The sequence below is a fragment of the Rhodosalinus sp. 5P4 genome (genome assembly GCF_041365695.1).
GTDB lineage: Bacteria > Pseudomonadota > Alphaproteobacteria > Rhodobacterales > Rhodobacteraceae > Rhodosalinus.
Genome location: NZ_JBGFSJ010000001.1, coordinates 353466 through 378662 on the forward strand (window position 1 = coordinate 353466; position 25197 = coordinate 378662).

A 25197-nucleotide genomic window follows, 5' to 3' on the forward strand; every position below is an offset into this window, starting at 1 on the left:
AAGGGCGCGTCGTACGCCCGGTCCTGCGAGACGTGCGGGTGTGTGCCCGAGGCGGTTTCGAAACCGCCTTGCGTCAGAGCCGCCGTGTCATGCGCATGCTCGGCTCGCGCGCCTCGAAACGGCACCGGCCGTAGAGGCGGCGCGCGGCCTCGTCCTGCCGGTCCACCTCGATGTGGATCGCCTTGAGGCCGGCGGCCTTCAGCGCGCGGCAGAGTGCGCCCAGCACCTCCGAGGCGATGCCGCGCCCGCGCACGCCGGGACGGATGAAGATCTCGTCCACGGACCCGTCCATGCCGCCGAACGCCACGGACCATCCGAAGGTCACGACGAGATAGCCGATGGGCGCGCGCTGCGGCCCGATGAGGTAGACGGCGCCGTGGGGCGAGCCCTCGAGCAGCGGGGCGAGCGCGGCGCGGCGCGCCTCGTCGGTCTGCGAGATGCCCAGCTCGGCGTGCATCGCCGCGACCAGCGGCAGCACCCGCTCGAGATCCTCGGGCCGGGCGAGATGAAGCGCCGCGCCGTTCACAGCCGCGCCAGCCGTTCGGTCAGGAGCGCGAAGAAGCCCGGCGCGTCCAGCCCGCCCATGAAGGTCGCGTTGGGCGCGCGGTCGGTGACGCCCCACCAGTCGGCCACCGTCATTCCCATGGTCAGCTCCGAGACGGTCTCGACCTCCACGTTGACGAACCGCCCGGAGAAGAGCTCGGGCCGGATCAGGTAGGCGGTGACGCAGGGATCGTGCAGCGGCGCGCCCTCGGAGCCGTATTTCGCCTTGTCGAAGCGCTCGAAGAAGTCGGTCATCTCGGCGACGGCGCGACCCACCGGGGTGCCGATGGCGCGGAAGGCCTCGTTCCGCGGCCGGGTCACGAGCGCCTTATGCGTGACGTCGAGCGGCATCACCGTGAGCGGAGCGCCGGATCTTAACACGATATCAGCGGCTTCGGGGTCGACGTAGATGTTGAACTCGGCCGCCGGCGTGATGTTGCCCACCTCGAAATAGGCCCCGCCCATGAGAACGATCCCGGCCACCCGGTCCACGATGTCGGGGGCCTGCCGGAACGCGGTGGCGATGTTGGTGAGCGGTCCGAGAGGGCAGAGCGTGACGGTGCCCGGGGCCTCCGCGCGCAGCGTCTCGACGATGAAATCGACCGCATGGGCGTCCTGCAGCGGCATGGTGGGCTCCGGCAGCACCGGCCCGTCGAGCCCCGTCCTGCCGTGCACGTGCTCGGCGGTGACGAGCGCGCGGCCGAGCGGGCGCTCGCAGCCCGCGAGGACCGGTATGTCCCGCCGCCCGGCGAGCTCGCAGACGACGCGCGCGTTCCGCGCGGTGAGCGGCAGCGGCACGTTGCCCGCCACCGCCGTTATCCCCAGCACCTCGATCTCTTCCGGGCTCGCCAGCGCGAGCAGGATCGCCACGGCGTCGTCCTGGCCCGGATCAGTGTCGATGATGATGCGGCGGGGCGGCATGGCGCGGACCTTTGTGTCGCTGACGCGGCCTTAGTGTCAGAGCCGCGGCCGGCCCGCAACGGGCCTCGCGGCCGATGGGCGGCTCAGCGCCGTTCGAGGGCCTTCGCCCGGTCCCAGAGCGCGTCCATCTCGTCGAGAGTGGAGTCCTCCGGCCGCCGCCCCTCGGCGGCCAGCGCCGCCTCGATGGCGCGGAAACGGCGCGTGAACTTGGCGTTGGCGCGGCGGAGCGCCGCCTCCGGGTCCACCTCGAGGTGGCGGGCGAGATTCGCCATCACGAAGAGCAGATCGCCCATCTCCGCCTCGATCTCGTCGGGTCCAAGGGTGTCGCGCGCCTCCACGAGTTCGCGCGCCTCCTCGGCGATCTTGTCGAGGACCTGGCCCGTTTCCGGCCAGTCGAAGCCCACCCGCGCCGCGCGCTTCTGCAGCTTCACGGCGCGCAGGAGCGCGGGCAGCCCCACCGCCACGTCGTCGAGCACGCCATGGGCGTTCTTCGCCGCGCGCTCGGCGGCCTTGATCGCCTCCCAGTCGCGGGTCTGCTGCTCGGCGGACTTGTCGCGGCTATCGTCCCCGAAGACGTGGGGGTGGCGCGCGATCATCTTCTCCGAGATCCGGTCGGCCACGGAGTCGAAATCGAAAAGCCCCTTTTCATCAGCGATTTGCGCGTGAAAGATCACCTGGAGCAGAAGGTCCCCGAGCTCGCCCTCCAGCTCGTCCCAGGCGCCGCGCTCGATGGCGTCGGCGACCTCGTAGGCCTCCTCGATCGTGTAGGGCGCGATGGAGGCGAAATCCTGCTCCACGTCCCACGGGCAGCCCCGCTCCGGGTCGCGGAGGCGGGCCATGATCGCCTTGAGGCGCGGCACGCCGCCCCGGGGATCGTGGATGAGCGCGTCGTTCGGGTCGTGGGGCATTGCGGCTCTGTCCGGTTTGCGGTTGAGTGGACCCTGACCCGAGAGAGGTGGGGAGTCCAGCGCATGCCCGTGATCAACCGCATCGCCGGCCTGGCCGAGGACATGACGGCTTGGCGGCGCTACCTGCACGCCCGGCCCGAGATCGGATTCGACTGCCACGACACCGCCGGTTTCGTGGCAGCGACGCTGCGCGGGATCGGCGTGGACGAGCTGCACGAGGGCATCGCGGAAACCGGCGTCGTGGCGGTGATCCGGGGCCGCGCCGAGGGGCCCGGCGTGGGCCTGCGCGCGGACATGGACGCGCTGCCCATGGACGAGATGAGCGGTGCGGCCTGGGCGTCGGAGACGCCGGGGCGGATGCACGCCTGCGGCCATGACGGGCACACCTCGATGCTGCTCGGCGCGGCGCGCTACCTCGCCGAGACGCGCAACTTCGCAGGACGCGCCGTGCTGATCTTCCAGCCCGCCGAGGAGGACGGCGGCGGCGGCGGCGTGATGGTCGAAGACGGCGTGCTCGACCGGTTCGACGTGCGCGAGGTCTATGCGCTGCACAACCGCCCGGGCCTGCCCGAGGGCCATGTCGCCACCCGTGCGGGGCCGATCATGGCGGCGGTGGACGACTACGTGGTGACGCTGAAGGGCAAGGGCGGGCACGCCGCACGGCCCCACGAGACGGTGGACCCGATTCCGCCGCTCACCGCGATCGCGCAGGCGCTGCGCAGCCTCGCTGCGACGGAGGCCGACCCGAGCGCCGAACTCGTCGTCGCGGTGACCCGGCTGCAGGCCGGCACGGCGACGAACGTGGTGCCCGAGACGGCGGCGCTCGCCGGGACGGTGCGCAGTTTCGACCCCGCGCTGCGCGACTGGGCGGAGCGGCGGGTGCGCGAGGTCGTCACGGGGATCGCCGCGGCCTATGGCGTGACGCCGCAGATCGACTACCAGCGCTGGTATCCCGCAACCGTGAACCATGCCCGCGAGGCCGCCTTCGCCGCGGACGTCGCGCGCGAGATCGTCGGGGAGGACGCGGTGGAGACCGACACGCCCGCCAGCATGGGGGCGGAGGATTTCGCCTACATGCTCGGGGCGCGACCGGGGGCCTACCTGCTGGTCGGGCAGGGCGACACGCCGATGTGCCACCACCCGGCCTATGATTTCAACGACCGCATCGCGCCGGTCGGGGCCTCGCTGCTGGCCCGGATCGTCGAGCGCGCGCTTCCGCTGGGGTGAGACATGGCGCTCGAGGACGCGAAACGGCAGGTGGACCACGCCTTCACCCGGGAGGAACTGAAGGGCAACAGCTTCGAGAACACCTACGGTGGCGCGGTGTCCTTCCTGCGGCGCCGCTACACGAAGGATCTTTCGGGCGTGGACGTGGCGGTGACGGGCGTGCCCTTCGACCAGTCGGTGACGAACCGCCCCGGCACCCGGCTCGGGCCGCGGGCGATCCGCGAGGCGAGCTGCCTCCAGCCCTACGATCCGCCCTGGGGCTGGGGCGGCTACGATCCCATGCAGGACCTCGCCATCGCGGATTACGGCGATCTCGCCTTCGACTATGCCCGGGTGGCGGAGTTTCCCGACGCGCTGACCGCCCATATCCGCACCATCCTCGAGGCTGGCGCGGCGAGCGTGGCGCTGGGCGGCGATCACTATATTTCCTTCCCGATTCTGAAGGCTTACGCCGAGGTCTTCGGGCCGATGTCGCTTCTGCATTTCGACGCCCACACCGACACCTGGGCCGATGACGACATGGACCGCATCGACCATGGCACGATGTTCTACAAGGCGGTGAAGGCGGGCTGCATCGACCCGGCGCGCTCGGTCCAGATCGGCATCCGGACCTACAATCCGGACACGCTGGGCATCCCGATCATCGACGCGCGCGAGGTCCACGAGAACCCCGTCGCCGACACGGTCGCCAAGGTGCGCCGCATCCTGGGCGACGCGCCGGTCTATCTCAGCTTCGACATCGACGCGCTCGACCCGGCCTTCGCGCCCGGCACCGGCACGCCCGTCTGGGGCGGGCTGGCGAGCTGGCAGGCGGCGGCGATCCTGCGCGACCTCGCGGGGATCGACCTGCGGGGCGGCGACGTCGTCGAGGTCTCGCCGCCCTTCGACACCACCGGCGCGACGGCGGTGGCGGGCGCGCATGTGGCGACCGAGATGCTCTGCCTGATCGGGCAGGCTCGCTCGAAAGGGCTGTGAGGGCCTTGCGCCGCGTGCTCCCGGCGCGGCAGACGGGGTGGGAATGATGAAGCGGGGCGGAGGCCGGCGATGACAGGCGTTCTGAAGATCTTGTTCTGGTTCGCGGTGCTGGTGCTGCTCGTCGTGGTGAATGTCGCGGCGTGGGTGCGCTTCGCGCCCACCGACGTCGCGCGGTGGCACGCTGTGCCGCAGGTGGACGGGAACGAGGATCTGCCGGGCGGCGTGAAGCGGCGCGTCGCGGGCGCGGGCGCGGAAGGGCTCGCCGCCTTCGACCGGGTGGCACGCGCCGCGCCGCGCACGCGGGTGCTGGCCGGATCGCCGCAGGAGGGACGGATCACCTACGTCTCGCGCTCGCGGGTCTTCGGCTTTCCCGACTACACGACCGTGGCCCTCGACGGCGAGGATCTCGTCGTCCACGGGCGGCTTCGCTTCGGGCAGTCCGATCTCGGGGTCAACAAGGCGCGGGTGGACGGATGGCTGTCAAAGGCCGGCCTCGCCTCCTAGGAGGACGGGGCGCACCCTTCCGATATCTCGCGCCACATCGGATTGTTGAGCGACATCTGGCACTGGGCGATGAAGCTGCGGCCGTCCACGGTCAGGCAGATGCTCTCGCCCAGCTCGACCCGCCCGCCGGTGCTGTCGGTGCAGTAGCAGTCCGTGGCGGCAGAGGGGGTTGGCGCGCCGGGCGTGGCGGTGGGCCCCTCGGCGAGCGACGGGCCGGCGGCGAGCCAGCAGACGGGAAGCACGAGCACGCGCATGGCGTCGAGTGTAGCAAATCGCGCGGTCTTGACCAGACCCGCGCGATGGGGGACAGAGCGGTATGATCCCCACCGACAGGCTCGAGCAGATCTTGCAGCGCTTCCAGTACCTGGAGGCGCGCATGGCGGAGGGCGGCGGCGACCTTGCGCGCCTGGGCCGGGAATATGCCGAGCTGCGCCCGATCGTGGCCGAGATCGAGGCGTGGCGAAAGCTTCGCGCGGACCTGGCGGAGGCGCAGGCGCTTCTGGACGACCCCGACATGGCCGGGCTCGCGCGCGAGGAGATCGCGCGCCTCGAGGCGGAGCTGCCCGAGGCGGAGCAGGCGCTCCGGCTGGCCCTCCTGCCGCGCGACGCGGCCGACGCGCGCCCCGCCATGCTGGAGATCCGGCCCGGCACCGGGGGCGAGGAGGCGGCGCTCTTCGCGGCCGATCTCATGCGCATGTACCAGCGCTACGCAGAGGCGAAGGGCTGGAGCTTCGAGGTCGTCGAGCAGCAGGAAAGCGAGCTCGGCGGCATCCGCGAGCTGGTGGCGCAGGTGAAGGGGGAGGGCGTCTTCGCCCGGCTCAAGTACGAATCCGGCGTCCACCGCGTGCAGCGCGTGCCGGCCACGGAATCGGGCGGGCGCATCCACACCTCGGCGGCGACCGTCGCGGTGTTGCCGCAGGCCGAGGATGTGGACGTTTCCATCGACCCGGCCGAGCTGCGCATCGACACCATGCGCAGCTCGGGCGCGGGCGGGCAGCACGTGAATACGACCGATTCGGCGGTCCGGATCACCCATCTGCCCACGGGCATCGTGGTCACGAGTTCGGAGAAGTCCCAGCACCGCAACCGCGAGATCGCCATGCAGGTGTTGAAGGCGCGGCTCTTCGATATCGAGCGCCGTCGCGCAGCGGACGCGCGCGCCAGCGCGCGCAAGGCGCAGGTCGGCTCGGGCGACCGGTCGGAACGCATCCGCACCTACAACTTCCCCCAGGGGCGGATGACCGACCACCGCATCAACCTGACGCTCTACAAGCTCGACCAGATCCTCGCCGGGGACCTCGACGAGGTGATCGACGCGCTGATCGCCGACGCGCAGGCGGCGGAGCTGGCCGAGATGGAGGGATGACCGTCACCGAGGCGCTGGCGCGCGGCACGGCGCAGCTCCGCCTGGCGGGGATCGAGGGTGCGGCGCGCGACGCGCGGCGGCTTCTGGCGGGCGCCCTCGGCGTCGAGGCGGGGCGGGTCGGCGCGATGGGGCCGGACCCGGTGCCGCCGGAGACGCAAGAGCGGTTCCTGAAGATGCTGAACGCCCGCGCGGCCCGCCGCCCGGTGGCACGCATCCTCGGGCGGCGCGTGTTCTGGGGCCGCGATTTCAAGGTCGGCGACGCCGTGCTCGATCCGCGTCCCGAGACCGAGACGCTGCTTGCCATCGCGCTGATGTCGCCCGCCCGGCGGATCCTCGACCTGGGCACCGGCAGCGGCATCCTCGCCGTCTCTCTCCTCGCGGAATGGCCCGGCGCGCGGGGCGTGGCGACCGACATCAGCGCCGCGGCGCTCGCCATCGCGCGGGCCAACGCGACGCGGCACGGGGTGGCCGACCGGCTCCGGCTCGTCGAAAGCGACTGGTTCGCCGATGTGACCGGCCGCTTCGACCTGGTCGTGTCGAACCCGCCCTACATCGCCGAGGCGGAGCTTGCCGATCTCGCGCCCGAGGTGCGGCTCCACGATCCGCCGCAGGCACTCTGCCCGGGCGGCGACGGGCTCGACGCCTACCGCGCCATCGCCGCGGGCGCCCCGGGGCACCTCGCGGCGGGCGGGCGCCTGGCCGTGGAGATCGGACCGACGCAGGGCGACGCGGTCGCGGGTCTTTTCGCGGCGGCGGGTCTTGAAGACATCACCGTGCATGCCGATCTCGATGACAGGGATCGCGTCGTGTCGGCGCGTTGCCCGGCGTGATTTCTGCCTGAAAACCGGCGTAAATCCGCAAGCGGGCCGGATTTCCCCCTTGTCTCGACCGCGCCGACATGGTTACACAAGGCGTAGTCGCGGCAGTGGACACCCTAGGGGCTCGTCCCGGTCGCACGCCAAGCCAGACAATCCGCTCTTCCGATCCATGAAGCGGCGCGGCACATCCGCATGACGGCGCGAAGCGGCAAAACCGAAACAGGCTGGACAAGAGCTACATGAGATCTTCCAAAGCAAGGTCGCGGTCGAAGTCGAACCGCTCCCGTTCCGTGGGCAACGTGGTCAACCGCGTGTTCGACAGTTCGGGACCAGAGGGCAAGGTGCGCGGCACCCCCCAGCAGATCATCGACAAGTACAACCAGCTCGCCCGCGACGCGCAGCTGTCCAACGACCGTGTCGCGACCGAGAACTTCCAGCAGCACGCGGAACATTACCTGCGCCTGCTCTCCGAAGCGCAGCGCGAGCAGGAAGCCCGCCGCGAGCAGCAGGAGCGCGAGAATCGCGAACGCCAGGCGCAGCGCGACCGCGAGCGTGCCGAGCGCGAGGCCGCGCAGGGCGGCGGCGAGGGTGGCGGCGAAACCCCCTCGCAGGACAAGCCGCAGACCGGCGGAGAGGGTGAGAGCGGCCTCGTCGAGACGCCCGAGAGCCGCCCGAAGCCGCGCCGCAGCCGCAAGCCGCGCTCCGAACAGCGCTCCGAAGGATCGCAGGATGGCGGCTCGTCGGGCCGCGACGGCGGTGGTGGCGGCTCGCAGGAGGCCGCGGAGTAGCGCCTCAGCCCCGGTCCCGCGCGGCCACGGCGCGCGCCAGCGCGCAGAACGCCTCCAACCCGATATCCTCGGCCCGCGCCGTCGGCGCGATGCCTGCCGCCGAGAGCAGATCGCCCACGTCCGGGCCAAGCCCCTTGAGCGCGGAGCGCAGCATCTTGCGGCGCTGCCCGAACGCCATCGCCACGACGCGGCTCAGCACCGCCGGGTCGGCGGGGTACCGCGGCGCCGGCAGCGCCTCGAGCCGCACCACCGCCGAGGACACCTTGGGCGGGGGCGTGAACGCCGCCGGTGGAAGCTGCATGACGATCCGCGCCTCGGCGCGCCACTGCGCCAGCACCGCGAGCCGCCCGTAGGTCCTGGAGCCGGGAGGCGCCACGATGCGCTCTGCGACCTCGCGCTGGAACATCAGGGTCAGGCTGTCCCAGAAGGGCGGCCAGACCTTCGGCGTGAGCCAGCGCACCAGAAGCTCGGTGCCCACGTTGTAGGGCAGGTTCGCGACCACCTTCACCGGCCTCGAGAGATGGGCGAGGGGATCCACCTCCAGCGCGTCGCCGTGAATGACGGTCAGCCGGCCCGGATAGGCGGCGGCGATCTCTTCCAGGGCGGGCAGGCAGCGGGCGTCCTTTTCGACGGCCAGCACGCGCCGCGCGCCCTCGGCCAGAAGCCCGCGCGTGAGCCCGCCGGGGCCGGGCCCCACCTCGAGCACATCCGCGCCCGACAGATCGCCCGCCGCGCGCGCGATCCTGGCTGTGAGGTTCAGATCCAGAAGGAAGTTCTGGCCGAGCGCCTTGCGCGCCGAGAGCCCGTGGCGGGCGATCACCTCGCGCAGCGGGGGCAGGTCGTCGATGGCGCTCATGCCGCTTGCGCCGCCCGCGTCCGGCGCGTGCCCGCGCCGGTCATGCCGCCCCGCCGGACAGGCGCCAGGCGAGGTCGAGCGCGGCGAGGGTAGAGGCGGGGTTCGCGCGGCCCGTGCCCGCGATGTCGAGCGCCGTGCCGTGATCGGGCGAGGTGCGCAGGAAGGGCAGGCCCAGCGTCAGGTTCACGCCGCGGTCGAAGTCGAGCGTCTTGATCGGGATCAGCGCCTGGTCGTGATACATCGCCACCGCCGCGTCGTAGCCCGCCCGCGCGGCGGCGTGGAACATCGTGTCGGCCGGGCGCGGCCCCGAAAGATCGAGCCCCTCCTCGCGCAGGCGCTCGAGCAGGGGGGAGATCCACGCGATCTCCTCGCGGCCCATGCGCCCCGCCTCGCCGGCGTGGGGGTTGAGGCCCGTGACCGCGATACGGGGGTGCGCGATACCGAAAAGGCGCATCAGCCCGTCATGGGTCAGCCGGATCGCGCTTTCCAGCACCTCGGGCGTGAGGGCGCGGGGCACCTCGGAAAGCGGGATATGGATCGTGGCGGGCACCACCCGCAACTCTGGCGAGACCAGCATCATCGCCACGCAATCCACCTCGCCCAGCGCGGCGAGATACTCGGTGTGGCCGGGAAAGGCGAAGCCCGCGCCCTCGGCCAGCACGGATTTCTGGATCGGCAGCGTGCAGAGCGCGCGGGCGCGGCCGCCCCGCACCAGCCGGACGCCCAGGGCGATGGCCTCGATCACCGCGGCGGCGTTGGCGGGATCGGGCCGGCCGGGGCGCGCCGGGGCCGGGAAGGGCAGGCGCAGCACCGGCAGACCGTGCCGCGACGCCTCCGCGGCCTCTTCCGGCGCGTCGATCTCGGTTGTGGGCGTGCCTGGCGGCAGATGCCCCGGATCGCCGATCAGGAAGAAGGGGCGCGTGGCGCCCAGCGCCTGCCATGCCCGGGCCGCAAGTTCGGGCCCGATCCCTGCGGGCTCGCCGCAGCTGACGGCCACGGGCGGTGCGGTCATGGCTCTACGATGCGCGCCTCGGAGCGCAGCTGCTGCAGCAGGCTGTCGGCGTAGGAGGCCAGGCGCCGGTTCCTGAGCCCGATCTCGATCTCCTCGCGCGAGACGTCCTCCGCGATCTCCGGCGTGCGGCCGCAGAGCATCAGCAGAACGAGGTTCGCGTTGCCCGCGGCGTCGCGCCGGGTCAGGGCGGTCGAGATCTCGCCGTCGTCGAGCCGCGAGAGTTCCAGCGCGACGTCGCGCGGCACCTCGTCGGGCGGCAGGCTGACGCGCTCGAGCCGCTCGTCGGGCTGGCCGAGATTGACGCCGTAAAGGTCGTCGCAGCGGTCGACCGCGGCGCGGACGCGTGCGGCTTCGGCCAGCGCGGCCTCGGTGCGGCCGCCCGGGATGAGGTAGCTCGCGTATTCGATCGCCGCGTAGTCGGGCGCGGTATACTCCGTCTCCTCGATGTCGCGCAGCTGGAAGAGGGCGATCGCGCCGTCCAGCGGGATCGGGTCCGAGACATCGCCCGGCCCGAGCGCCAGGATCAGCGGCCGCAGCCCCGGCGGCAGCCGCGTGAGCTCCTGCCAGGGAAGCTGTCCGCCGGAGCGGGCGGAGGGCGCGGCCGAGAAGCGGCGCGCCGCCTCGGAGAACTGGGCCTCGGTGGTGTATCGGGAAATCTCGCCGGCGCGGGCGCGGATCTCGTCCTGCCGGGCCGGGTCCAGCGGAAGGATGATCTCGGCCAGCCTGACGCGGACGTTGCCCGCTCCGTCGCCGCCGATGGCGCGGTCGATCTCGCCCTCGCTCACCTCGGCGCGCCCGGCGAAGCGGGCCCGCACGAGGTTACGCCAGCCGATGCCCGCGCGCACGAAGTCCACCAGCGTCTCCTGGGCCACGCCGCTCGCTTCGAGGGCCTGCACCAGCTCGTCGGGCGAGAGGTTCGCGCGGCCGGCGAATTCCGTCACGCCTTCGGCGATCTGTTCCTCGGTGGGCAGAAGGCCCGCGCGGCGCACCTCTGCCAGCTTGAGCCGGTCGTCGATCAGCTGCTCGCGGGCCTGCTCGGCCGGGTTGCCGGGGGCGTTGAGCAGGACGAGGAACCGCTCGCGCTGCTGGAGTTCGTAACGCGTGATCACCTGGTCGTCGACGATGATGGCGGGCGCGAAGAGTCCCTGCGCCGCGAGTGGAGCGGCGAGGGCGACCGCGGCTGCCAGCGCGAGTGCCATCCGCCGCGCCGGTTCGATGAGCGATTTCAGTTGCATCTGCGTCGGTACTCCTTGGCGCTGCCACCCGTGCTATAACCTTTGAGCGCGATCGTCAGCCCGAAATCCGTATCGGGTTCGAGACTAGCGGAGCTGGCATAGTTCCGCGAGGCGGAAAGCGCGACCTCCAGACACTCGTTGCGGTAGGCAAGGCCCAGTTTCGCGCGCGCGGGGCGTCTTCCGGCGATGTCGTAGCGCCACTCCGCGCTGCCCGTCCAGTGCCGGCTGAGGCGATAGTCGGCGTCGAAGCTCCATTCCGATATCGCGCTGGGGCGCGCCTCGGCCGCATCGGCCGGCAGCAGCAGGTAGCTCGCGCCGAGCCCCAGCCGGTCGGTGCTCCAGGTGCCGCGCGCTTCGGCCTTGTTGACGTCTCCCAGCGTGGCGAAGAGACCGCGCGCCTGCAGGGAAAGCCCCTCGGCCAGCTCGAGCTGGCCCGCGACCAGCCAATCCGAGGCGCCGCCGTCGAGGCCGGAGGCCGTGGTGAAGGCCGCGTCGGGATCGTCGCGCCAGACGCGCCCGAGCACGAGGCCCGCGCTCCACCCGTCCGGGTCCTCGCGCACCCAGCGCAGCCCGGCGGCCCCGCGCAGGCCGCGCTCGCGCCGGTCCGCGGCCGGAAAGCGGGAGAGCGCCAGCAGGTTCGCCTCGTCGAATTCGGGCAGCGTGCTTTCTTCGGGGGCGATGTCCGCGCGATCCCCGCCCGACCAGGCGATCATCGCCACGGGTTCGAGAAGCTGGCGCGCTCCGCCGCTCTCGGTCCGCACCAGCGGCCAGCGAAGCTCTGCGCCGAGCGCGGGCGTCACGACCGTGTCGGCCCCGGCCCCGGTGCTGTCCTGCGCGACATCGAGGCGATCGACCGCGAGGCCGGCGCGCAGCCCCGCGCGCAGGCCGGCCGGCCCGGTCCAGCGCCGTTCCCAGTCGAGTTCGGCGGTCAGGCGCGCCATGTCGCGGCCCAGCACGTCGGCGTCCGACGTGCGGAAATGGCTGTGCGCGGACAGGCCGAGCCGCGCCAGCCCGCCGATCGCGGCGGGCCGCATCAGCCGCTCATAGAGAATGTTGGCGGTGCGGGTGGGCTGGGTGGAGTTGCTCTCGCCGTCGCGCAGGGTCTGGTAGTAGCTGAAGCCTGCCTCCAGATAGTCCCGGTCGCGCACGCGCGACAGCGTTAGCCCGCTGCGCAGCCGGTCCTTGTCGGCATAGCCGTAATCGTTGAGGTAGGCGCGGTCGCTGACCGCCTCGATGGCGAAGCGCAGCCGATAGCCGCGCGGCAGGCCGGTCTCGCCCGCGCCGATGACATAGCCGCGCAAGCCGTCCCGGCCGAGGCTGTCGCGGCTCGCCGCCGCGTCGATCTGCATGTCGCCATCCGCGAAGGCGCGGCGGTAGCGCAGCTCCAGCGTGCGCGTATCCGACGACAGGTAGGGCGTGAGCGTCACGTCCTGGTGCGGGCCGACGGGAATGAAATAGGGTATCTTCAGCCCGAAGCCCAGCCGCTCGGTGTTGCGCACCCGGGGAAAGAGAAAACCGCGCGCCCGCTCCAGCGTCGGATCGGGCAGGCGCAGGCGGGGCAGGTAGAGCACCGGCACGTCCAGCACCCGCAACTGCGCGTCGTCGAAGTAGATCTGGCGGGCCTTTTCGTCGTGGATCACGCGCCGCGCGCGGATCTGCCAGAGCGGCGGCTCGTCGCCGCAGACCTGGCAGGAGGTCACGGCCGTGCGCGCCATCATCGAGTAGCGGCCGCGGACGCGGGTCAACTGCGCGCTGGCGAGCTGGAGCTGGCGGTCGAGGACCAGCCGCGCGCCGGCGATCAGCCCGTCGCGCAGCCCCTCGTCCAGATCGGCCGCGTCGGCGAGGATCACCGCGCCGCTCTCGGGATCCTCGATCCGGATCGGGCCTTCCACGACCAGCCGCCCGGCGGCGCCGTCGTAGCGCAGCCGCGAGGCGCTGAGCCGGACGTCGCCCTGAAGCGCCTCGACGTCGCCTTCCGCGACGAGCGTGTCGTTGTCCTGCAAGAAGACCCGGTCGGCGACCAGGAACACGGGCTCGTCCTGCGCCGCCGCCGGGCCGGCGAGAAACGCCGCGGCGAGAAACGCCCGCGCACGCCGCCAGACCGCGGCCCGCATCAGCCTTCCTCCATGTTCAGCAGCACGCCCATCGCCAGCAAGACAGAGGCGAGGGGCGGCGTCCAGGCCGCGAGCCAGGGCGCAAGCTGCCCGCTTTCGCCGAGGATCTGCGCGAAATTGCGGATGTAGTAGAGTCCGAAGCCCAGCATCACCGCGGCCAGCACGAAAAGCCCCGTGCGGCCCGCGCGGGCGTGGCGCATGGTGAAGGCCGCCCCCACCATCATCATCGAGATCAGGAAGAGCGGCCGGGAAAGTTCCATCTGGAACCACACCGCGTGGCGCCGCGCCGAGAAGCCCGCCTCTTCCAGCGTCGAGATGAAGGCGGGCAGGTGCCAGATCGAGACCGAGGCGGGCTGGCCGAAGCTGTCCCGGATGCCTTCGCGGGTGAGCGTGGAGGGCAGGGTGAGGCGGTCGTGCACCGTCGCCGCCGCCTCCGGGTTGGTGCCGGTGGCGAGCGGCCAGTCCTTCGCCTGCGAAAGCTCCCAGGCCCCGTCGCCGAGCTCGGCGCGGGCGGCCTCGATCCGGCGGACCGGCCCGCCGCCCGGCGCGTAGGAGACGAAGCTCACGTCGTAAAGCACGGTGGCGTCGGCATTGGCGCGGTCGGCGCGGATCACCGTCTGCCCGCTGGCGCCGCCCTGGCGCAACCAGAGGCCCTCGCGCCCGATCGAGATGACCGACCCGCCGCCACCGTATCTTTCGCGCAACTCGGCGTAGCGCTCCGAAGTGGCCGCGACGAGCGGATTGCCCAGGGTCAGCGTCGCGGCGCCGATCAGGGCGGCCACGACGAGCGGACCCAGAAGCGCGGTGAGGCCGGAGCGTCCCGCCGCACGGGTGACCACCAGCTCCGAGGACCGCGAGAGACCCAGGAAGAGGCCGATGGCCGACAGGATCATCACCAGCGGCAGGAACTGGTAAAGCACCTGCGGCATGTTCAGCAGCGTGATCTTCATGATCTCGCCGAAACCGGCCTCCTCGAAGCGGCGCAGCTGCTCCACCATGTCGATGAGGCCCAGAAACAGGAAGAAGACGAGCAGGAGCCCGCCGAAAAGCTGCGCGAAGCGCCGCGCGAAGTAGAGATGCAGGATCATGCCGCCGCGCCCTCCGCCGGGTCGGGCGCGCGGACCCTGCGCCGCCGCCGGGGCCGCGCCGCCTGCCAGAGCATCCATGCCGAGATCGCGAAACCCAGCGCCGCAGGCAGATAGACCGCGGGCCAGAGCGCGGGATTGTTCCGAACCGGGGTCACGACGGCGCCCTTGGCGACCTCCACCAGCACCAGAAGAAAGATGGCGAGCGCGATCCGCCGGCCCATGCCGAGCCGGCTGAAACCGCCGGCCACGAGGGTCGAGAAGCCGATGAGCGCGGCCACCGCCACGAGCAGCGGCTCGGTGAAGCGCAGATGCGCCTCCTGCAGCACGCGGCCCACGTCCTGGCCGGTGATCCCGGCGGCGCGCCCGGGGTCGCCGAGCAGCGCGAGGGTCGAAAGGGTGCGCACGTTGGGACGCGGCGGCCCGCGCGCGGCGACGAGGCTGCTGACATCGTAGGCCAGCTCGTCGAAGCTCGTGGTGGACAGGCGCCTGTCGGCCCGGAAGAGCGTCTGCGCCATGCCGTCGACCATCACCAGCCGCGTGGCCGCGTCCTCGCGCAGCAGGAAGGCGCGCTCGGCGGTGTAGGTCACCGGCCGGTCGGCGCGCCGGCGGTCCGAGAGGTAGACGTCGCGCAGCTCGCCCGCGGGCGTGATCTCGCGGATGTAGAAGGTCACGCCCTCGGACGGGTTGAGGAAGACGCCCTCGCGGAAAAGCTTGGCCGAGAGGGATTCGGCGATCTCGGCCTCGCGCTGGGCGAACTGCGCGCCGCTGGCCGGGATCAGCACGTGGCTCAGCGCCGCGGTCATCGCCGCGAGGATGAGGCCGTAGACCGCCACGGGCCGGGCGAGGCGCCAGGGCGAGTAGCCCGTGGCCTGCACCACCGTCAGCTCGCTCTCGTTGGAAAGCCGGTTGGTGACGTAGACCGCGGCCGCGAAGGCCGAAAGCGGCATCACCTGTCCGACCACCTTGGGCAGGCTGAGCAGCGTGAACTCCAGCACCACGGTCGCGGAATGACCCGCCGCGATCAGCCGGTCGAAAAGCTGCACCGCCTGGTTCACCCAGTAGACGGAGACCAGAACGAGCGCGAAGAAGCCGAACAGCACCATGAGCTGCGACAGCATGTAACGGTCGAAACGGGCCAAGCGTCCCCCCAGACGGCAACCGCGCCGCGCTCAGTCCTATCGGAAAGGCCCGCGGCCTGAAACTGCTATCTGGCAGAGCCGGCGCACCCGCGCTAGGACGTGGGGCACGATCCGAACAGAAAATGCAGGGAGCCGCCGATGACCCGACCCGTCGCCGTGACATTCGCCGAAACCGATCTCGACACGCTGGCAGACCTCGAGGGGCGCGTCGCCGTCCTCGTCGAGGAGAGCGGGCGGCTCGACGCCGGCGCGCGCCGGGTGAACCGGCTGACCAAGGGCGCGGTGGCGCGCGCGGTCGAGTCGCCGCGCTTTGCCAAGCTGAAGCCGGGCGAGGCGATCACCCTGGCCTGGCCAACCGGCATGGCCGCCGAGGCGGTGGAGATCGTCAGCCTGCCGCGCCGGCCCTCGGTGGCCGAGGCGCGCAAGGCCGGCGCGCGGGTGGCGCGCGGCGAGGGTGCGCTCACGGTGCTGGCGGGCAATCGCCGCAATGCCGCGGAACTTGCCCTGGGCGCGGCGCTGCGCGCCTACGCGTTCACCGAGCACAAGGGCGAAGAGGCCCCAGCGCCCGGCCCGGTCACGGTGATGGTGTCCGACCCGAGCGCGGCCGAGGCCGCCTGGGTGCCCTGCGCCGCCCGCGTCGAGGGCGTCTATCTCACCCGCGACCTCGTGAGCGAGCCCGCCAACATCCTCAACACGATCCAGTTCGCCGAACGGCTCGAGGGGCTGCGCGACGCCGGCGTGGAGGTGGAGGTTCTGGAAGAGCCCGACCTCGAGAAGCTCGGCATGGGCAGCCTGCTGTCGGTGGGGCAGGGCTCTGCCGCGCCCTCCAAGGTGGTGGTGATGCAGTGGAAGGGCGGCGCGAAGGATGCCGCGCCGCTCGCGCTTGTCGGCAAGGGCGTGGTCTTCGACACCGGGGGCATCTCGCTCAAGCCGGCGCTGGGCATGGAGGACATGACGATGGACATGGGCGGCGCGGCGGTCGTGTCCGGCGTGATGCGGACCGTGGCGCTGCGCAAGGCGAAGGCCAACGTGGTGGGTATCGTGGGCCTCGTCGAGAACATGCCCTCGGGCACGGCCATGCGGCCGGGCGACGTGGTGACCTCGATGAAGGGCGACACGATCGAGGTGATCAACACGGATGCCGAGGGCCGCCTCGTGCTGGCGGACGCGATGTGGTACGCGCAGGAGCGTTTCAAGCCCGCCGGGATGATCGACCTGGCCACGCTCACGGGCGCGATGATCATCGCGCTCGGCCACGAGAAGGCCGGCGTGTTCTCGAACGACGACAAGCTGGCGGCGGCGTTCCTGAAGGCGGCCGAGGCGGAGGACGAGGGCGCGTGGCGCCTGCCCATGGGCGATGCCTATGACGAGCTGATCAAGAGCGATATCGCGGACATGAAGAATGTGGGCGGCCGCACCGCGGGCTCGATCACCGCGGCGCAGTTCCTGGGCCGGTTCGTCAAGGAAGAGACCCCCTGGATTCACCTCGACATCGCGGGCGTGGCGCGGGTCGGCAAGGACACCGCGCTCGCGCCGAAGGGGGCCACGGGCTGGGGCGTGCTCGCGCTCGACCGGCTGGTGGCCGACCGTTTCGAGGACTGATGGGCGCGGCCTACTTCTACCACCTCACCCGCCGCCCGCTCGAGGAGGCGCTGCCGCAGCTTCTCGAGCGGGCGCTGGCGCAGGGCTGGCGGGTGGCGGTGCGCGGCACGGATCCCGCGCGGATCGACTGGCTCGACCAGAAGCTCTGGCTCGGGCCGGAGGAGCGTTTCCTGCCGCACGGGAAGGCGGGCGGCCCGCATGACGCCCTCCAGCCGGTTCTGCTGACGACCTCGCACGAGGCCCCGAACGCCGCGGCCTGCGTGATGGCCGTGGACGGCGCACGCGTCTCGCCCGAGGAGACCGCGGCGCTGGAACGGGTGTGCATCCTTTTCGACGGCAACGACAGCGCGGCGGTGGAGGCGGCCCGCGACCAGTGGCGCACGCTCACCGGCGCGGGCTGCGCCGCGCAATACTGGTCGGAGGCGTCGGGCCGCTGGGAGAAGAAGGCCGAGGCCTGAACCCGCTCAAGCGGCGCGCATGAGCGCGGCGAGCAGGCCTGGCAGCCTTGCGCGGCCGACGAGGTCGCCAAGCCCCTCGGGCGTCTCGGGAAGGCCTCGCCGCGCGGCCTCCGAAAGGGTGCGGCTGTCGGCGTAAGGGTAGAGCTCGTCCCACGCCACCTGCGCCTCGCGGCAGAAGATGTCGGCGCCGAGATTTCCGATCCCCTTGAATTCCCGGAGCAGGCGATGCTCCTCGTCCGGGTCGCGCCCCGCGGCCTGGCGCAGGCGGCGCAGGTCGCCGCCGTAGTCGTCGAGGAGCTTTTCGGCCAGCTCTCCCAGCATGGTCGCCGTCTTCTCGTCGAAGCGCGCGTAGCCCGCGCCGTTCAGGACCTCCACCCGCTCCTGCCAGGTGCTGTCGGCCAGTTTCGCGGGGGTGGTCCAGCCCGCCTCTGCAAGCGCGGCGGCGGCGCGCATGGCGAGATCCGAGGAGATCCGCGCGCTGAGCAGAAGCGCCGCGCACAGGAGCCGGAAGAGCGGCGCAGGCGTGTTCTGCGAAAGCTCGAGGCCGAGCTCCCCGGCGAGCGAGGGGCCGTGGCGCGCCATCAGATCGGCCGCGATGTCCTTCTGCGTCGTGCCGGTCACGTCGTCGCGTCCTCCGTCGGGCCGAGCCTCGCCCGCAACGCCCGCCCCCGGCAATGACGCGCGTCAACCGGTGCCTGCGCGCGTCCGGCCTCAGCCCCGGTGCCGCACCGCCTCGAAGCCCGAGACCACATCGAGAAGCTCTCGCGTGATCGTCTCCTGGCGTTTCTGGCGGTAGCGGCCCTCAAGCTCCTCGCGCCGGTCGTCGATGTTGCGCTCGGCGCTCTGCATCGCGGCGAGCCGGGAGGCGTGCTCGCTCGCCAGCGATTCGGCGAAGCCGCGGTAGATCGCCACGAAGACATGCTGGCGGACGAGCCAGGAAAAGAGCGCGGTCCGCTCCATCCGGTAGGTCGGGCGCGACGGCCCGGACCAGGGCCGCGCGGCCAGTTCCTGCAGATACCGCTCCGGCACGGGCACGAGGCGCCGGTCCATCGGCTGGGCGAGCGCGTCCTGCGTCCGGCGGTTGTAGGCCAGCGTCACCGACCGCACCTCGCCCGCCGAGACGCGCCGCTCGATCTCCACCGAGAGGGCGTTGACCGCCTGCGCCAGTCCCGAGATCGAGCCGGGCAGCGTGAAGACCCCGTCGGCCGGCGCGCCCAGCGCCTCGAGCCGCGCGGCGGCGCGGATGCCCACCACGCCCACCAGCCGGGTATGGCCGTCCCGCACGGTCTCCAGCCAGGTCGATGCGTGCTGCGCGATCCGGTCGTTGAAACGCCCGCACAGCCCGCGATCCGAGCCAAGGACCACAAGACCGTCGGGCCCTTTCGACGACGCGTCGCGGCGCTCCAGCGGCGGGCCGTCGCGCAGCACGACCTGCAACCCCATTTCCACCGAGCGCTCGTATTCGCCCACCGCCTCCACCGCGCGCTCGTAGCCGCGGATGCTGGCCGAGGAGAGCGATTTCATCGTCCGCACGATGGCGCGGATATCGCCGGTGGTGTCGAGCTTCTCGCCGAGCGACTCAAGCGTTTCCATGGCCGCGCTCCCAGCCCGAACCGTCCCCGCGCATGTCGTCGAGCGCGCCCTCCATCGCCTTCAGAAGCGCGTCGCGGTCCGCGTCCTCCAGCGCGCCGCCCTCCGCGAGGCGGGTGGTGATCTCCTCGCAATTCTTTCGCGCGGCGTCCATCGCGCGCCGCTCCGCCCGGGCGATGTCCTCCACGGGGATGTCGTCGAAAAGGCCGGACGTGGCGGCGAGCAGGGCGGCGATCTGGTCGGGCACCGAGAGGTGCAGGCCTTCGGACTGGCGCAGGATCTCGCGCACCCGCCGCCCGCGGGCGAGCTTGGTGCGCGTCTCCTCGTCCATCTGGGTGCCGAAGCGCGCGAAGGTCTCGAGCTCCTCGAACTGGGTGTAGAAAAGCCGCAGGTCGCCGGCCACGGCGCGGTAGGCGGGCAGCTGCGCCTTGCCGCCCACGCGGCTCACCGACTTGCCCACGTCGATGGCGGGAAGCTGTCCCTTCTCGAAAAGCTTGGGCGACAGGTAGATCTGCCCGTCGGTGATCGAGATGAGGTTGGTGGGGATGTAGGCGGAGATGTTCTGCGCCTGCGTCTCGATCACCGGCAGCGCCGTGAGCGAGCCGCCGCCATGGGCGTCGCGCAGATGGGTGGCGCGTTCCAGCAGCCTCGAGTGAATGTAGAAGATGTCGCCCGGGTAGGCCTCGCGCCCCGGCGGGCGGCGCAGCAGCAGCGAGATCTCGCGATAGGCGCGGGCGTGGCGCGTGAGGTCGTCGTAGACGATCAGGACGTCGCGGCCCTCGGCCATGAACGCCTCGGCGATGCTGGTGGCGGCGTAGGGCGCGATGAACTGCAGCCCCGGCGCGTCCTCGCCGCTCGCCGCGACGACGACCGTGCGCTCCAGCGCGCCCTCGTCCCGCAGCCGCTGGATCACCCGCGCCACCGCCGAGGCGCGCTGGCCCACGGCGCAATAGACCGAGACGACGCCGCTGTCGGCCTGGTTGAGGATCGTGTCGACCGCGATGGCGGTCTTGCCGGTCTGCCGGTCGCCGAGGATGAGCTGGCGCTGACCCCGGCCCACGGGGACCGCCGCATCCACCGCCTTGATCCCGGTCTGAAGCGGCACCTCCACCGGCGCGCGATGCATGATGGGCGGCGCGGTGCGTTCCACCGGGGCGCGGTCCTCGGCCTCGAGCCGCCCCGCCTCGTCGAGGGGCCGGCCGAGCGCGTCCACCACGCGGCCCAGAAGCGCGCGCCCCACGGGCACGTCCACCACCCGGTGCGTGCGGCGCACCCGGTCGCCGGGCCGGATGCTTTCGGTTGGCCCCAGAACCATCACGCCGGTTTCCCGCTCGCCCAGGCTGGAGGCGATCCCCATGAGTCCCGCGCCGAAGCTGACGAGCTCGTCGGCGTGCAGGTCGGTGAAGCCCACGACCCGCGCGATCCCGTTGCCCACGCTCGTCACATGGGCGAGGTCGGCCACCTCGAGCTCGGGCCGGGTGTCCTCCAGAAGCGTCTCCAGCGGCTCGAAGAACGCCGCGCGCCCGATCTCATCGCGCAGCGTCATGCGTCCGCCGTCTTGCGCGCGCCGCCATCCCGCGCGGTGTCGGTCCGGGCCTCGATCGCCTCGCGCACCGTGTCCTCCAGCCGGTCGAGGTGCCGCTCGCCCGACCACCGCACCGTCTGGTCGCCCGCGGTGAGGCTGAGACCGATCAGGAGATCGGGGTCGGTGTCGAAGCGGATCCGGGCGTCCTCGTCGTCGAGGATCCCGCGGATTGCGTGCGCCACATGCGCGCGCGCCTCCTCGGGCAGGTCGAGCCCGCTTTCGACGACGAGCGGCCCCTCCGCATCGGCGGCCGCGCCCGAGAGCCGCGCGCGCGCGTCCTCGTCCAGCGCCTCGAGCCGGCGCGCGAATTCCCGCGCGGTCTGCGCGGCCAGCTCGGTGTCGGCGAAGTCGCGCAGAAGCCGGCGCACGGTCTCGAGGATGAAACGGTAGACCCGCTCCTGCAGGCTTCCGACGATCTGGTGGCGCTCGTCCTCGAGATGGCCGAGCCAGGCGCGGCGCTTCCGGTCCACCTCTTCGCGCGCCTGCGTCTCCAGCTCGCTGCGAAGCTCCTCGGCGTCCTTGCGTGCCTCGGCGAGGATGTCCTCGCGCCGGCTTTCGAGATCCTCGCGCTCTTCGCGCAGGCGCGTCTTCTCGTCCTCGGCGGTCCGGCGCGCGTCGCGGGCCTCGGCCATCCGGTCGGCGATGCGCGCCTCGCGCCGCGCCATGGCGGCGGTGATCGGGCCGTAGAGGAAGCGTTGCAGCAGCCAGATCAGGATGAGGAAGTTGACCAGCTGCGCCGCGAAGGTGATCCAGTCGACCTCCACCGCCTAGCCTCCCGCGGCCTGTGTCGCGACCTCCGTGAACGGGTTGGCGAAGAGCAGGATCATCGCCACGACGAAGCAGTAGATCGCGGTCGACTCGATCATCGCGAGGCTCACGAAGAGGGTGCGCGTGATCGTGTTGGAGGCGTCCGGCTGCTGCGCGATCGCGCTGAGCGCGCTTGCCGCGGCGCGCCCCTCGGCGAGCGCGGGCGCGATCGCGCCGACGGTGATCGTCAGCCCCGCCGTGACGATCGAGGCGATCGCGACCAGTGTGGACGTGTCCATTCTCAGTCTCCCTTGCTAGAGCGGTCCTGCGCGTCGGTCTCGCGTTCGCGCCGGCTGCGCGTGGCCGAGGCAATGTAGACCATCGCCAGGACGGCGAATATATAGGCCTGGATGAGCCCGGTGAGCAGCCCCAGAAGGCGCATCACGACGGGAAAGAAGAACGGCGCGATGCTGATCAGGATGCCCACGATCACCGTGCCGCTCATCACGTTGCCGTAAAGCCGCACGGCGAGCGAGATCGTGCGCGAGACCTCGCTGATGATGTTGAAGGGCAGCATGAAGGGCGTGGGCCGGATGTAGGTGCGCAGGTAGCCCAGGATCCCGCGCTCGGTGATCGAGAAGAGCGGCACCGCGATCAGCACCGCCACCGCCAGCGCCGCCGTCGTCGACAGCGAGCCGGTGGGCGGGACATAGCCCGGCACCACCGTCAGCAGGTTCGACACCGCGATGAACAGGAAAAGCGTGCCGATGAAGGGCAGGTAGCGCCCCGGCCGGTCGGCGCCGATCTCGGCGATCTGGTCGCGGATGCCGGTGACGACGACCTCGAGCATCACCTGCCAGCGCGAGACCGTCTCGCCCTCCGACAGGCGCGAGGTGATCGCCCAGGAGACGGCGACCAGAAGCGCCATCACCGCCCAGGTGAAGACGATCGTGGCGTTGAGCGCGATACCCCGCCATTCGTGCAGGACCCACGCGTCGGGGCTGATCTCCATCGCCTAGCCCTCCCGCGTGGGGCGCCGCGCGGCCCGCGTGGCCCAGAGCCGCGCGGCGAGAAATCCCAGCGCCGCAAGGCCGATCCCGGCCGCACCGACGCCCGTGGCGAGCGCCGCGGCGAGCGCGCCCAGCACCAGCGCCGCGCGCGCCGCGGCGCCTGCCGCGAAGCGCCCCCAGCCTCCCGTGCCGAGCGCGCGAACCGAGCGCCAGAGCAGCCCGAAATAGGCCGCGCCGAGCGCCGCGCCGGCCAGGAAGGCCCCGAGAAGCGGCAGCGCGGCCTCAGTCATCCCGGCCCTCCTTCTGCACCCAGTACCAGGCGTTCAGGCAGCCCAGTACGACGCCCGCGAAGAGGAAGGTGAGCGTCCACGAGATCTCGCCCCCGGTGCGCGCGTCGAGCCAGACGCCGAGCGCGATGCCCAGCACGGTGGGCACCGCCACCGCCCAGCCGACCAGCCCGAACATGGCGAGGCCGAAGAACGGGTTGTCCTTGCCCTCGCGCAGCGCCTTCTGCTTGCGCGTGGCCTTGCGCGCGATCTCGCGCGCGTCCTTGTCGGCGGGCCCCTCGTCCGTGTCGGTCTTCTTCGTCATGCCGAGATGTCGAGCTCCCTGAACTGGCGCATGAGTTCGAGTTCCAGCCGCGCGAGGGCGGCGCGCTCCGCGCGCTCGGTCTCCTCCAGCCGGCGGAACGCCTCCTCGACGCGATCGCGCACGGTCGCCGGATCCTCGCCCAGCACCGCCTCGCGCGTGGACACGAGCACGTCCTCGCCCCGCTTGACGAGCGTGCCCTGCGTGACGCCGGCATAGCGCTCGCGCCCCTCCGCGTCCTCGTAGAAGACAAGCCCGGCCGCGAGCTGCGAGACGAAATCGATGTGGTTGGGCCACATGCCGAACGCGCCGTCGGGCGCTTCGGCCACGATGCGCCGCACCCCGGTGTCGAGGCGGATCTCGCGCGGGGTGACGATCCTAAGCCGCATCCGGGGCCCCTTCGTCGTTCGCGCCGCGGTCGATCTCGTCCACCGTTCCGATCATGTAGAAGGCGCTTTCGCCGGTTCCGGAGAACTCGTCGGCGAGGATGCGCTCGCAGGAGGTCAGCGTGTCCTCGAGTTGCACGAAGGTCCCCGCGCGGCCCGTCATCGCCTCGGTGCTGAAGAAGGGCTGGGTCAGGAACCGCTCCAGCCGGCGGGCGCGGCGCACGGTGGCGCGGTCGCCCTCGGAGAGCTCCTCGAGGCCCAGCATCGCGATGATGTCCCTGAGGTCCTCATACTCTGCAAGCGCGTTGCGCACGGCGCGCGCCACGCGGTAGTGGCGCTCGCTCACCGTTCCGGGCGTCAGCATCTTCGAGAAGGACTTCAGCGGATCGATCGCGGGGTAGAGACCCTCGGCCGCGCGCTTGCGGGACAGCACGATGGATGCGGACAGATGCGAGAAGGTGTGCGTGGCCGCCGGGTCGGTGAAGTCGTCAGCGGGCACGTAGACCGCCTGCACGGAGGTCATGGCGCCGCGATCGGTGGAGCAGATCCGCTCTTCCAGCGCGGCCAGCTCGGTGCCCAGCGTGGGCTGGTAGCCCACCCGCGACGGGATGCGCCCCAGCAGCCCCGAGATTTCCGAGCCGGCCTGCACGAACCGGAAGATGTTGTCGATCAGCAGCAGCACGTCGCGGCGGGCGTCGTCGCGGAAATACTCCGCCATGGTCAGCGCCGCGTGGCCCACGCGGAAGCGTACGCCCGGGCTTTCGTTCATCTGCCCGAAGATCATCACCGTGCGCTCCAGCACCCCGGCCTCGCCCATCTCGCGGTAGAGTTCCTCCGCCTCGCGGCAGCGCTCCCCGATGCCGCAGAAAAGGCTGACGCCCTCGTACTCGGCCACCATGTTGTGGATCATCTCGGTGATGAGCACGGTCTTGCCCACGCCCGCGCCGCCGAAAAGCCCCGCCTTGCCGCCGCGCTCCAGCGGGCAGAGCAGGTCGATGGCCTTGATGCCGGTCTCGAAGGTCTCGTTCTCCACCCGGCGGCGTGACAGCGCCACCGGCTCGCCGTGGATCGAGCGGCGGGGCAGGTCGGGCAGCGGGTCGCCGTCGTCGATGGTGTCGCCGAAAAGGTTGAACACCCGCCCGAGCAGCGCCTCTCCCACGGGCACCGCGAGCGGCCCGCCGGTGTCGCGCACGGCAAGGCCCAGCCGCAGCACCGGCGCTGGGTCCAGGATCAGGCCGCGCGCGGTGTCGTGGGACGGCAGGTCCGCCACCTCGATCGTCACGGACGGATCGGACAGCGTGACGAGCCGCGTGCCGATCTCGGGCAGCGCCCCCTCGAAGCGGATATCGGCCACCCCGCCCTCGAGGGCCACGATCTTGCCGGTCCGGCCTTCGTCCGTCACCTGTCCCGCTCCGTGCGTTTGCACCCGGGCGCTTTCGCGCACGGCCCTCGGACCCTTCTAGAAAGCGCCGAGGCGGCCCACCTTAACCTCGATCAAATGCCCCGCCGCTCCCCTGGGGCGGGGGGATGCGCGGCGTGTCCCGGCGGCCCTCGGGCGCGCCGGCGCAGAACAGCCGGCGGCACCGCGCCACGGAGGCCGGCGTCATCCCGTAGTAACGGGCGATTTCCGCGTCGGCGAGCCCGTAATCCCGCATCGCGCGGAGCGAGGCCGCGGGCATCGGGCCGAGCTTGCGGGCAAGAAGCCCCCGGTCCCGGCCGGCCGGCGATGATGGTCCT

28 protein-coding genes are annotated in these 25197 nt (G+C 71.8%); 8 read left to right on the forward strand and 20 right to left on the reverse strand.

What is annotated here, in order from left to right; genetic code table 11:
- Positions 1–73: 73 nt before the first annotated feature.
- The 3 genes from AB6A69_RS01775 to mazG form a co-directional block, all read right to left on the reverse strand.
- Entirely contained in the window at positions 74–526 is a 453-nt protein-coding gene (locus AB6A69_RS01775) for an N-acetyltransferase family protein (protein ID WP_371059399.1), read from the reverse strand.
- On the reverse strand, positions 523–1464 hold the full coding sequence (locus tag AB6A69_RS01780; RefSeq protein ID WP_371059400.1) for a nucleoside hydrolase: 942 nt from the start codon (positions 1462–1464) through the stop codon (positions 523–525). The genes AB6A69_RS01775 and AB6A69_RS01780 overlap by 4 nt, the downstream gene beginning before the upstream one ends.
- An 83-nt stretch (positions 1465–1547) precedes the next feature.
- Positions 1548–2372, reverse strand: coding sequence for a nucleoside triphosphate pyrophosphohydrolase (gene mazG, locus AB6A69_RS01785; protein ID WP_371059401.1), 825 nt, complete (start codon positions 2370–2372; stop codon positions 1548–1550).
- 63 nt (positions 2373–2435) lie between these two features.
- On the opposite strand from mazG, the gene AB6A69_RS01790 reads away from it, so the two are divergent.
- From AB6A69_RS01790 to AB6A69_RS01800, 3 genes are all read left to right on the forward strand, one after another.
- Positions 2436–3599, forward strand: coding sequence for a M20 aminoacylase family protein (locus tag AB6A69_RS01790; protein WP_371059402.1), 1164 nt, complete (start codon positions 2436–2438; stop codon positions 3597–3599).
- A 3-nt stretch (positions 3600–3602) separates the two neighbouring features.
- Positions 3603–4574: an agmatinase gene (gene speB / locus AB6A69_RS01795; protein WP_371059403.1), complete on the forward strand. Its 972-nt coding sequence runs from the start codon at positions 3603–3605 to the stop codon at positions 4572–4574.
- A gap of 69 nt (positions 4575–4643) precedes the next feature.
- The gene (locus AB6A69_RS01800) at positions 4644–5078 is read left to right on the forward strand and encodes a DUF1499 domain-containing protein (RefSeq protein WP_371059404.1); all 435 of its coding nucleotides are present in this window, start codon (positions 4644–4646) and stop codon (positions 5076–5078) included.
- Here AB6A69_RS01800 and AB6A69_RS01805 read toward each other — a convergent pair.
- Positions 5075–5332 carry a hypothetical protein gene (locus AB6A69_RS01805; protein WP_371059405.1) on the reverse strand — a complete coding sequence of 86 codons (258 nt, stop codon included), beginning with the start codon at positions 5330–5332 and terminating at the stop codon, positions 5075–5077. The genes AB6A69_RS01800 and AB6A69_RS01805 overlap by 4 nt on opposite strands.
- A gap of 62 nt (positions 5333–5394) precedes the next feature.
- Between AB6A69_RS01805 and prfA the strand changes: the two genes are divergently transcribed.
- The 3 genes from prfA to AB6A69_RS01820 all read left to right on the forward strand — a co-directional run bounded on the left by prfA (position 5395) and on the right by AB6A69_RS01820 (position 8050).
- Positions 5395–6444: a peptide chain release factor 1 gene (prfA, locus tag AB6A69_RS01810; protein ID WP_371059406.1), complete on the forward strand. Its 1050-nt coding sequence runs from the start codon at positions 5395–5397 to the stop codon at positions 6442–6444.
- Positions 6441–7274 carry a peptide chain release factor N(5)-glutamine methyltransferase gene (gene prmC / locus AB6A69_RS01815; RefSeq protein ID WP_371054912.1) on the forward strand — a complete coding sequence of 278 codons (834 nt, stop codon included), beginning with the start codon at positions 6441–6443 and terminating at the stop codon, positions 7272–7274. Before prfA ends, prmC begins: the two co-directional genes overlap by 4 nt.
- Positions 7275–7501: 227 nt before the next feature.
- Entirely contained in the window at positions 7502–8050 is a 549-nt protein-coding gene (locus tag AB6A69_RS01820; protein WP_371054913.1) for a DUF4167 domain-containing protein, read from the forward strand.
- Between the two features lie 4 nt (positions 8051–8054).
- Here the strand turns inward: AB6A69_RS01820 and rsmA are convergent, their stop codons facing one another.
- The 6 genes from rsmA to lptF are packed head-to-tail and all read right to left on the reverse strand — an operon-like array spanning position 8055 to position 15494.
- Positions 8055–8906 (reverse strand): 16S rRNA (adenine(1518)-N(6)/adenine(1519)-N(6))-dimethyltransferase RsmA, encoded by an 852-nt coding sequence (gene rsmA / locus AB6A69_RS01825; protein ID WP_371059407.1) that lies wholly within the window; start codon positions 8904–8906, stop codon positions 8055–8057.
- 40 nt (positions 8907–8946) lie between these two features.
- Entirely contained in the window at positions 8947–9918 is a 972-nt protein-coding gene (pdxA, locus tag AB6A69_RS01830; RefSeq protein WP_371059409.1) for a 4-hydroxythreonine-4-phosphate dehydrogenase PdxA, read from the reverse strand.
- Complete coding sequence (locus AB6A69_RS01835) at positions 9915–11153, reverse strand: peptidylprolyl isomerase (protein ID WP_371054916.1); 1239 nt, start codon at positions 11151–11153, stop codon at positions 9915–9917. The genes pdxA and AB6A69_RS01835 overlap by 4 nt, the downstream gene beginning before the upstream one ends.
- Complete coding sequence (locus AB6A69_RS01840; protein ID WP_371059411.1) at positions 11144–13267, reverse strand: LPS-assembly protein LptD; 2124 nt, start codon at positions 13265–13267, stop codon at positions 11144–11146. Before AB6A69_RS01840 ends, AB6A69_RS01835 begins: the two co-directional genes overlap by 10 nt.
- Positions 13267–14355 (reverse strand): LPS export ABC transporter permease LptG, encoded by a 1089-nt coding sequence (gene lptG / locus AB6A69_RS01845; protein WP_371054918.1) that lies wholly within the window; start codon positions 14353–14355, stop codon positions 13267–13269. The genes AB6A69_RS01840 and lptG overlap by 1 nt, the downstream gene beginning before the upstream one ends.
- Positions 14352–15494, reverse strand: coding sequence for an LPS export ABC transporter permease LptF (gene lptF / locus AB6A69_RS01850; RefSeq protein WP_371054919.1), 1143 nt, complete (start codon positions 15492–15494; stop codon positions 14352–14354). The genes lptG and lptF overlap by 4 nt, the downstream gene beginning before the upstream one ends.
- Positions 15495–15632: 138 nt before the next feature.
- On the opposite strand from lptF, the gene AB6A69_RS01855 reads away from it, so the two are divergent.
- On the forward strand, positions 15633–17096 hold the full coding sequence (locus AB6A69_RS01855; protein ID WP_371059413.1) for a leucyl aminopeptidase: 1464 nt from the start codon (positions 15633–15635) through the stop codon (positions 17094–17096).
- Positions 17096–17554, forward strand: a complete 459-nt coding sequence (locus AB6A69_RS01860) for a DNA polymerase III subunit chi (protein WP_371059415.1) — start codon at positions 17096–17098, stop codon at positions 17552–17554. The genes AB6A69_RS01855 and AB6A69_RS01860 overlap by 1 nt, the downstream gene beginning before the upstream one ends.
- A 6-nt stretch (positions 17555–17560) precedes the next feature.
- Here the strand turns inward: AB6A69_RS01860 and AB6A69_RS01865 are convergent, their stop codons facing one another.
- The 10 genes from AB6A69_RS01865 to atpD form a co-directional block, all read right to left on the reverse strand.
- A complete protein-coding gene (locus AB6A69_RS01865; RefSeq protein ID WP_371059417.1) occupies positions 17561–18175 on the reverse strand; it encodes an endonuclease in 615 nt (204 codons plus the stop codon).
- 90 nt (positions 18176–18265) lie between these two features.
- Positions 18266–19147: a F0F1 ATP synthase subunit gamma gene (locus AB6A69_RS01870; protein ID WP_371059419.1), complete on the reverse strand. Its 882-nt coding sequence runs from the start codon at positions 19145–19147 to the stop codon at positions 18266–18268.
- Positions 19134–20690: an alternate F1F0 ATPase, F1 subunit alpha gene (locus AB6A69_RS01875; protein WP_371059421.1), complete on the reverse strand. Its 1557-nt coding sequence runs from the start codon at positions 20688–20690 to the stop codon at positions 19134–19136. Before AB6A69_RS01875 ends, AB6A69_RS01870 begins: the two co-directional genes overlap by 14 nt.
- Complete coding sequence (locus AB6A69_RS01880) at positions 20687–21493, reverse strand: hypothetical protein (RefSeq protein WP_371059423.1); 807 nt, start codon at positions 21491–21493, stop codon at positions 20687–20689. The genes AB6A69_RS01875 and AB6A69_RS01880 overlap by 4 nt, the downstream gene beginning before the upstream one ends.
- 3 nt (positions 21494–21496) lie before the next feature.
- A complete protein-coding gene (locus AB6A69_RS01885) occupies positions 21497–21775 on the reverse strand; it encodes a F0F1 ATP synthase subunit C (RefSeq protein WP_371036421.1) in 279 nt (92 codons plus the stop codon).
- A 2-nt stretch (positions 21776–21777) separates the two neighbouring features.
- The gene (locus tag AB6A69_RS01890) at positions 21778–22488 is read right to left on the reverse strand and encodes a F0F1 ATP synthase subunit A (protein WP_371036420.1); all 711 of its coding nucleotides are present in this window, start codon (positions 22486–22488) and stop codon (positions 21778–21780) included.
- A 3-nt stretch (positions 22489–22491) separates the two neighbouring features.
- Positions 22492–22776 (reverse strand): ATP synthase subunit I, encoded by a 285-nt coding sequence (locus AB6A69_RS01895; RefSeq protein ID WP_371036419.1) that lies wholly within the window; start codon positions 22774–22776, stop codon positions 22492–22494.
- On the reverse strand, positions 22769–23077 hold the full coding sequence (locus tag AB6A69_RS01900; RefSeq protein ID WP_371036418.1) for an AtpZ/AtpI family protein: 309 nt from the start codon (positions 23075–23077) through the stop codon (positions 22769–22771). The genes AB6A69_RS01895 and AB6A69_RS01900 overlap by 8 nt, the downstream gene beginning before the upstream one ends.
- Positions 23074–23463 carry an ATPase gene (locus AB6A69_RS01905; protein WP_371036417.1) on the reverse strand — a complete coding sequence of 130 codons (390 nt, stop codon included), beginning with the start codon at positions 23461–23463 and terminating at the stop codon, positions 23074–23076. Before AB6A69_RS01905 ends, AB6A69_RS01900 begins: the two co-directional genes overlap by 4 nt.
- Complete coding sequence (gene atpD, locus AB6A69_RS01910; RefSeq protein ID WP_371059425.1) at positions 23453–24862, reverse strand: F0F1 ATP synthase subunit beta; 1410 nt, start codon at positions 24860–24862, stop codon at positions 23453–23455. The genes AB6A69_RS01905 and atpD overlap by 11 nt, the downstream gene beginning before the upstream one ends.
- Positions 24863–25197 lie beyond the last annotated feature (335 nt).